This is a genomic window from Flavobacterium akiainvivens (assembly GCF_001278115.1).
In the GTDB taxonomy this organism is placed as follows: Bacteria; Bacteroidota; Bacteroidia; order Flavobacteriales; family Flavobacteriaceae; genus Flavobacterium; species Flavobacterium akiainvivens.
Map to the genome: position 1 here is coordinate 1,993,953 of NZ_LIYD01000005.1, position 7,478 is coordinate 2,001,430.

The following is a 7,478-nucleotide window of genomic DNA, read 5'->3' on the forward strand; positions in this document are numbered from 1 at the left end:
TACCAGCAACGTTGTTTTGTGCCATTCTTACCTACAAATGAACCATTTTTCTGGCAGGGCTAATACTAATTTTGATGTATTAAATAAGCGAAACTAATTCCTGTAATCATGAAAAGTCAAAACCTCAAGTTTCTTCGCATCAGCAGCCTCTTGGCATTTATACTTATTCCGCTGGGTGGCCTTACAACAGATATTTATATACCATCTCTCCCTGCAATGGCACAACAGCTCAGTGTTTCGGTTGAGTCGGTACAATTATCCTTACTGATTTTTATGATCAGTTCCGGCTTAAGCCAGTTGTTCATAGGCAGTATTCTTGACAGCTTTGGCAGGTATAAAATTAATATTGTTGCACTTGTACTGTTTTCCTTATCAAGTTTTATTATCGCCATGGTGCCAAACATATACCTGATTTATGCTATGCGTGTAATACAGGGCATAACCGTATCGCTTATAATAGTGGGCAAGCGTGCCTTTTTTGTAGACATGTACACCGGGCATGCACTAAAAAACTACACCAGCCTTTTTTCTATAGTATGGGCAACCGCGCCCATAGTGGCACCATTTATAGGAGGCTATCTTCAGCAATTATTTGGGTGGGAATCTAACTTTTACCTGCTTGGCATTTTAACCGCTATAGTGCTGTTTTTTGAGCTGAAGTATACAGGAGAATCGTTAAAAAACTTCCAGCCGTTTAATTGGGTAAACATATCAAAGGTTTATAAAACAATGCTCTCCACACCCGATTTTAGCCTCGGCCTTCTTATTATAGGGTTTACTTATTCGCTGCTTGTAATCTATGGCATGGTAAGTCCCTTTATTATTGAAAAGGTTTACGGCTACTCATCGGTTGAAACCGGGTACAGTTCGCTACTATCGGGTGTATCACTCATGAGTGGTGGCATTATAAGCAAATCGTTGTTAAACAAACCTCTGTTTACAAAACTCAATACCGCAATTGCAATACAGCTTATAGTTGCCGTAGCCATGTTGCTTACATCTATATCTGCAACAAGCATTTGGGTATTAATAGGCTTTACCGTACCCATACACCTTATGTCGGGTTTTATATTTAATAATGTGTACGCTTACAGCCTACAGCGTTTTACGCACAATGCCGGTACAGCCAGTGGCCTTACGGGAGGCAGTATTTATGTAATTAGCTCTGTAGTGGGCTATGGGCTCATAAATACCCTGAGTATTAAATCAGTTCACGCCCTATCGGCTGTAAACCTTGGCATTGTAGCGCTTTTGCTAATGGTAATAGTTGCTTTTAAGCACTATGTAAAAGCCAGGATAGCCTAAACGTTGTTTTGTGCTATTACTCCCTACAAATGAACCATTCCGCCTTTAGTCACGACACTAACTTTGCTATATCAAAAAACAATAACCATAAAAACTTATAATCATGTCTAAAACAATTTTTATTACCGGAGCATCAAGAGGATTTGGAAAACTATGGGCAGAAGCCTTTTTAAAACGCGGCGACAAAGTAGCCGCTACCGCACGCAATACGGCAGACCTTGCCGATCTTGTGGCAACGTATGGCAATAACATTTTGCCTGTAAAACTTGATGTTACAAAACGCGAAAGTGTAAATGAGGCTGTAGCCAATATTGTAAATCATTTTGGCCGCATAGATGTACTTATAAACAATGCAGGATATGGCTTGTTTGGTACCGTTGAAGAAACTACTGAAGAACAGGCCAGGGCGCAAATGGAAACTAACTTCTTTGGCCTGCTGTGGGTAACACAGGCGGTACTGCCGGTAATGAGGGCTCAAAAAAGCGGCCATATTATTCAGGTTTCAAGCTTTTTAGGGCTTACCACGCTGCCCATGTTGGGCCTGTATAACGCATCAAAATTTGCAGTGGAAGGGCTTAGCGAAACTATAGCTACCGAAGTAGCACACCTGGGCATTAAGGTTACACTTATAGAGCCTAACGGTTATGCTACAGACTGGGCCGGGGCATCGGCAAACCAAACCGATAACGGTATTACAGATTATAATCCGGTTCGCGAGGCATTTGCTACCACCGGCGAAAATCCTGATACCTGGGGCAAGCCCGAAGCCACGGTAAGCATAGTGCTTGACCTTGCAGATAATGCAAACCCGCCGCAAAGGCTGCTGTTTGGGCGTATAGCCTATAACGTAGTAAAACAGGTGTATACCGAAAGGCTAAACAACATAGAGGCTTGGAAAGAAGTAAGCATAGCCGCCCACGGACATTAATCTGTTACCATCTAAACCATTATATCAACATTAAAAAATATTCAATCATGACAACTTCAACCCAACAATTAGTAAACAAAGTTATTGCCGCACACGGAGGCGCCAACGCAGCCAACTATAAAACATTAAAAATACACACCAATATAGGTGGTGTGGTATGGCCCATAAAAGGGCACGACGGCGCCCTTGCCGATGTAGCATTTACCGGCTCATTAACCGAACAGAAGAGCAGCTGGAAAAACCTTTTTCAACCGGGGTATACCTCTACATTTGAACCAGGAAAAGTACAACTGCTTGATGAAAACGGTAAAGTACTCGAAGAGCTTATAAACCCTCGCGAATCATTTAAAGGCCATACCGTAGAAACCCCATGGACAAGGGCGCAACTGGTATACTTTTCGAGCTATGCCACATGGAATTATGCTACCGCGCCTTTTAACTTTCTTGTACTGGGCGTAGAAATCAACGAGCTGGAGCCGTGGAATGAAAAGGGTGAAACCCTTAGTAGGCTTGAGGTTATATACCCCGATGGTTTTGCCACACACAGCAAACGCCAGGTATTTTATTTTGATGAAAACAGCCTGCTAAAGCGCCATGACTATTGGCCGGTAGTTTTGGGTGGCTCATCTGCAACGCAAATAATAGAAGATTATAAAGAATTTCAGGGTGTAAAAACCGGTACCAAAAGAAACATCTACATCCTTAACGATGCCGACAACAGCTACCAGACTGACCCTGTACTGGTGTCTATAGACATACTTGATGTAAGCTTCGAATAATAAATCATTACCAACACATTAAAACAATAAACAAGATGAGCACTCTAATAAATGCAATATCGGCACCCACACAATACATAAATGTAAATGGCACTAACTACGCCTACCGAAGGTTTGGCAAACCGTCTGATATTCCCCTCGTAGGTTTCCAGCACTTTACAGGTACGCTAGATAATTGGGACCCCATAATTCTTGATGGCCTGGCACAGGAACGCGAGATACTGATTTTTGACAATGCAGGCGTAGGAAATAGCACCGGAGAGACACCTGATAACGTAGCCGATATGGCACACGATGCCGCAGACTTTTTGAAAGCACTGGGCATAACTAAAATTGATGTACTTGGGTTTTCGCTTGGCGGGTTCATTGCACAATATTTGGCGGATAAGTATGCTGACCTGATACGAAAAATCATAATTATAGGTGCAGCACCACAGGGAGTAAAGGTTTTAGAACGTTTTCCTGAACTTATATACAAAGCCATGCAAAAAGACCCGGCTGAACGCTTTTTATATATTTTCTTCACCGCTACTGAGGCAAGCCGTGCCAAAGGTAAAGAAACCCTGCAAAGGCTATTTACCAGGACAGAAGACCGCGACCGCGAAACGGTACAGGAAAGTGTATTGGCACAAATGACTGCTATCACCCGCTGGGGATCTGACCCGGTAACTATAGACCTTAAAACCATACAGCACCCGATATTAATAGTACAGGGCAGTAAAGATGAAATGATGGACTCTGACAATTCATACCAATTGTTTAAAGCCTTGCCCAATGCGCTGCTAAATTATTATCCTGATTCGGCACACGGCTCTTTTTACCAGTATCCGGAAGTATTTGTAAACCAGGCAAACTATTTCCTGAACTACTAAGCGCTTAAACCCAAACGTAAATTTGTGCTATCATCCCGTTAAAGCGTATTATCATGCTGGGCAGATAGTAAGTAATTTTACATCAGATAATTAAACTATGAAAATCATGAAAACATCTCCATCAAAAACTGAAACAAAATTTACTGAAATCAATGGTAATAAAATAGCATACCGTGTTTTCGGGCAAGGGGAATACCTGCTTTTTTACAATCGCTTCCGCGGTATACTTGACACCTGGGACCCACTTTTTCTTGATACCCTGGCAGAGAAAAACACCATAGTACTTTTTGACTATCCCGGTGTGGGCGACTCTGAAGGTACATTGCCTACCGATATTTATGAGGTAGCAGGTACGGGCATTAAACTTATGGATTACCTGAAAATAGACACATATAATGTGGCGGGTTGGTCTTATGGAGGTCTGGTTGCACAGGCGGCATTGTTTCTTAACAAACAAAGAATATCAAAAGCCATACTTATAGGTACTAATCCGGTAGGCAATAACGAAGTGCCTTTTGAAAAGAGCTTCTTTGAACGTGCCCTTAAACCGGTTAACGACCTTGAGGATGAATATGTACTGTTTTTTGAGCCTGAATCTGAACAAAGCAAAGCCGCGGCAAAAGCTTCTCACAATCGCATTGCCGAGCGCCTTGACAGGAACAAAATACCTGCAACACAAGAGCAGTTTCAGCGCTATTTTGGCGGATCGGCCATGATAAAAGAAGACAAAGACGGCTTCCGCGGGCAATATAAAACACTACAGAATCCGGTGCTTATAATCTCTGGTGACCACGATATAAGCTTTGCCGTAGAAAACTGGTTTCCGCTGCTTCGCAACGCGCCATCTGCACAACATATTATATTGAACGATGCAGGCCACGGCCCACAGCATCAGGAGCCTGTGCTAACAGCGGGTTACATAAATTTATTTTTGAACACTAAAAATGAAACACTATAAAACACTTAGTGAAATGCACCGGGACAACGGCTGGCCGCCACCGGAAAACCCATTACTGGGTATTGTAGGCTGCCAGTCTGACTGCCCGCTGGGAGACCGGGAGTTTACAGCCGACTGTTATATGATAGGCTTTAAAAAGCTGAAGTCGGGCGTTATACTTTATGGCCGTACAAGTTATGACCACAGTAATGGCGCAATGATGTTTGTAAAACCGCGCCAGATTATAGAAATGAAAAACCTGGAACTGGAGGAAGACGGCTTTATGCTGCTTATTCACGAAGATTATTTAAACGGCCACGAACTGCACAGCAGCATACAGAAGTATGGGTATTTTGAATATGAGGTTAATGAAGCGCTGCATCTGTCGCCCACCGAAGAAGAAACTGTACTAAGCCTGTATGAAAAAATTAAACGGGAATATTATAACAATACCGATGAGTACAGCAGGGAAATTATACTGAGCCATATTGACTCGATGCTTACGTATGCCCAGCGCTTTTTTAAAAGGCAGTTTATAAACCGTACCAATCTTTCGGGCAAAACAATTACAAAATTTAATGACGCCCTTAAAAAGTATATGGACAGCGATTTACCTAAAGAGCAGGGTTTGCCATCGGTGAACCTGCTCGCAAAAGGGTTAAACATATCATCGCGCTACCTGAGCGACCTGCTAAAACAGGAAACAGGGAAAACCGCTATAGAGCATATACATATTCATTTGGTAACCATGGCTAAGAACATGCTTTTGGCAAGTGGTAATAATGTGAGCGAAATAGCTTATTTACTGGGCTTTGAAAACAGTTCTTACTTTACCCGCCTGTTTAAAAAACAGGTAGGACTAAACCCTCTTGAGTTTAAAAAAAGTAAAATGGGACTGGCATAACCTTACAGGTTTATGAACGGATAAACCTTATCATAATTAAAAACAGGATACGTAAATCTGTGCTATTTCTTCCTACAAACAGACAATTCTACCGCATTTAACCGCAATAGATTTGCATATATAAATCACAAATTAAAAATATATTATCATGAAAACAATTTTTATTACAGGGGCATCAAGAGGGTTTGGAAAACTTTGGGTAGAAGCCCTTTTAAAACGGGGCGACAACGTAGCCGCAACCTCAAGAACCATAGCCGCCTATAAGGACCTGACTGAACAGTACCCAACACAATTTTTGCCCATTCAGTTAGATATTACCGATAAAAAGGCGGTAACCGAAGCCGTAAACAACGCTCATAGGCATTTTGGCAGCCTGGACGTGGTTATAAACAATGCTGGTTATGGCTTATTTGGAGCGATAGAAGAAGCCGGGGAACAGGAAACTAAAGATATTTTTGAAGCGAATGTTTTTGGTACGCTTTGGGTAACACAAGCCGCGTTGCCTATATTCCGTGCGCAGAAAAGCGGGCATATTATTCAGCTGTCAAGCGTACTTGGGGTTTGGACGCTGCCTGGACAAACCAGTGCAAACTGACCCCTCTTGGCCGATTTAAAAAGACCCCTCTCGCCGGCTGAAACTGACCCCCTTTCGCCGGAGCAAACTGACCCCTGTTGGCCAGTTTAAATTGACCCCTCAAAAAAAGTAGAAAAAGTAGTCTTGTGGCGGGCTTTTGGAACAAGGATTAGTTTAGCGTTTTGATAAACTAATCCTGAGATAGACCATGTCCAATAAGCCGATAAAGATGAATAAATTAAGACAGATTATCCGTCTGTACTGCCAGGGTACAGGCATTAAGACCATCCATGGGATGGTGGGTACCTCCCGCAACACCATCAAGAAGTACGTCCGGGTCTGGAACACGCTGGACATGGATTTTGAAGCCTTTAGCGCCCGTAGTGACAGCGAACTCTCGGTTATCTTTACCACCCCTGTTGCCAAAATCCACAGCAGCCCGCGCATGCGGGAACTGGAACCACTGTTGCCTGAACTCTGTAAAAGGCTTAAAAAGAAAGGTATGACCCGTGAGATCCTCTACAAGGAATATCTCGAAAAACATCCGGATGGCTATAGCCGTTCGAGTTTTAATAATGCCATCCATACGTACCTTCAACTCTCCAAACCGGTCATGCATGTGGAACATAAGGCCGGTGATAAGATATACATCGACTTTGCCGGCAGCAAGCTCAGGGTTGGCCAGGGAGAGGCTGCACGTGAGGTGGAGGTTTTTGTAGCCATACTGGGCTGTAGCCAGCTTACTTATGTTGAAGCAGTGGACAGCCAGCGTAAGGAAGACCTGATCCTTGCCTGCCAAAACGCCCTGCGTTACTTTGGTGGGGTGCCCAAGGCCATCGTGCCGGACAACCTGCGCTCGGCAGTAACACGGGGCAGCAAGTATGAGGCAGTACTCAACGATGAGTTTGCTGCCTTTGCCGAGCACTACGGTGTTACCATAGTGCCTGCGCGCGTTTATAAGCCCCGTGACAAGTCTTTGGTGGAAGGTGCGGTAAAACTCATCTACCGCAGCATTTACACCCGTCTGGAAGGTCTTAGCTTCGATAACCTTGTATCGCTTAACGAATCGATACTCCCGGCACTTGAAATGCACAACAATAAGCCCTTCTCCGGGCGCAGCTACTCCCGACGCGAACAGTTCGAGGAGATAGAGCGTGAAGCCTTATCTGCATTAAACCC

8 protein-coding genes are annotated in these 7,478 nt (G+C 43.5%); all 8 read left to right on the top strand.

From position 1 onward, the window contains the following. Positions 1 to 108: 108 nt before the first annotated feature. Complete coding sequence (locus tag AM279_RS08820; protein WP_054407613.1) at positions 109 to 1,305, top strand: MFS transporter; 1,197 nt, start codon at positions 109 to 111, stop codon at positions 1,303 to 1,305. Between the two features lie 103 nt (positions 1,306 to 1,408). Then, positions 1,409 to 2,233, top strand: coding sequence for an oxidoreductase (locus tag AM279_RS08825; RefSeq protein WP_054407614.1), 825 nt, complete (start codon positions 1,409 to 1,411; stop codon positions 2,231 to 2,233). A 47-nt stretch (positions 2,234 to 2,280) separates the two neighbouring features. After that, positions 2,281 to 3,012 (top strand): hypothetical protein, encoded by a 732-nt coding sequence (locus AM279_RS08830; protein ID WP_054407615.1) that lies wholly within the window; start codon positions 2,281 to 2,283, stop codon positions 3,010 to 3,012. A gap of 35 nt (positions 3,013 to 3,047) precedes the next feature. Beyond that, positions 3,048 to 3,884: an alpha/beta fold hydrolase gene (locus AM279_RS08835; RefSeq protein WP_054407616.1), complete on the top strand. Its 837-nt coding sequence runs from the start codon at positions 3,048 to 3,050 to the stop codon at positions 3,882 to 3,884. A gap of 106 nt (positions 3,885 to 3,990) precedes the next feature. Continuing rightward, positions 3,991 to 4,842, top strand: coding sequence for an alpha/beta fold hydrolase (locus AM279_RS08840; RefSeq protein WP_054407617.1), 852 nt, complete (start codon positions 3,991 to 3,993; stop codon positions 4,840 to 4,842). Then, positions 4,829 to 5,725: a helix-turn-helix domain-containing protein gene (locus AM279_RS08845; protein WP_054407618.1), complete on the top strand. Its 897-nt coding sequence runs from the start codon at positions 4,829 to 4,831 to the stop codon at positions 5,723 to 5,725. The genes AM279_RS08840 and AM279_RS08845 overlap by 14 nt, the downstream gene beginning before the upstream one ends. A gap of 148 nt (positions 5,726 to 5,873) precedes the next feature. Next, a complete protein-coding gene (locus tag AM279_RS08850) occupies positions 5,874 to 6,320 on the top strand; it encodes an SDR family NAD(P)-dependent oxidoreductase (RefSeq protein WP_054407619.1) in 447 nt (148 codons plus the stop codon). Between the two features lie 208 nt (positions 6,321 to 6,528). Beyond that, positions 6,529 to 7,478, top strand: a 950-nt coding sequence (istA, locus tag AM279_RS08855) for an IS21 family transposase (protein WP_160316439.1), incomplete at its 3' end; no start/stop codon positions are given.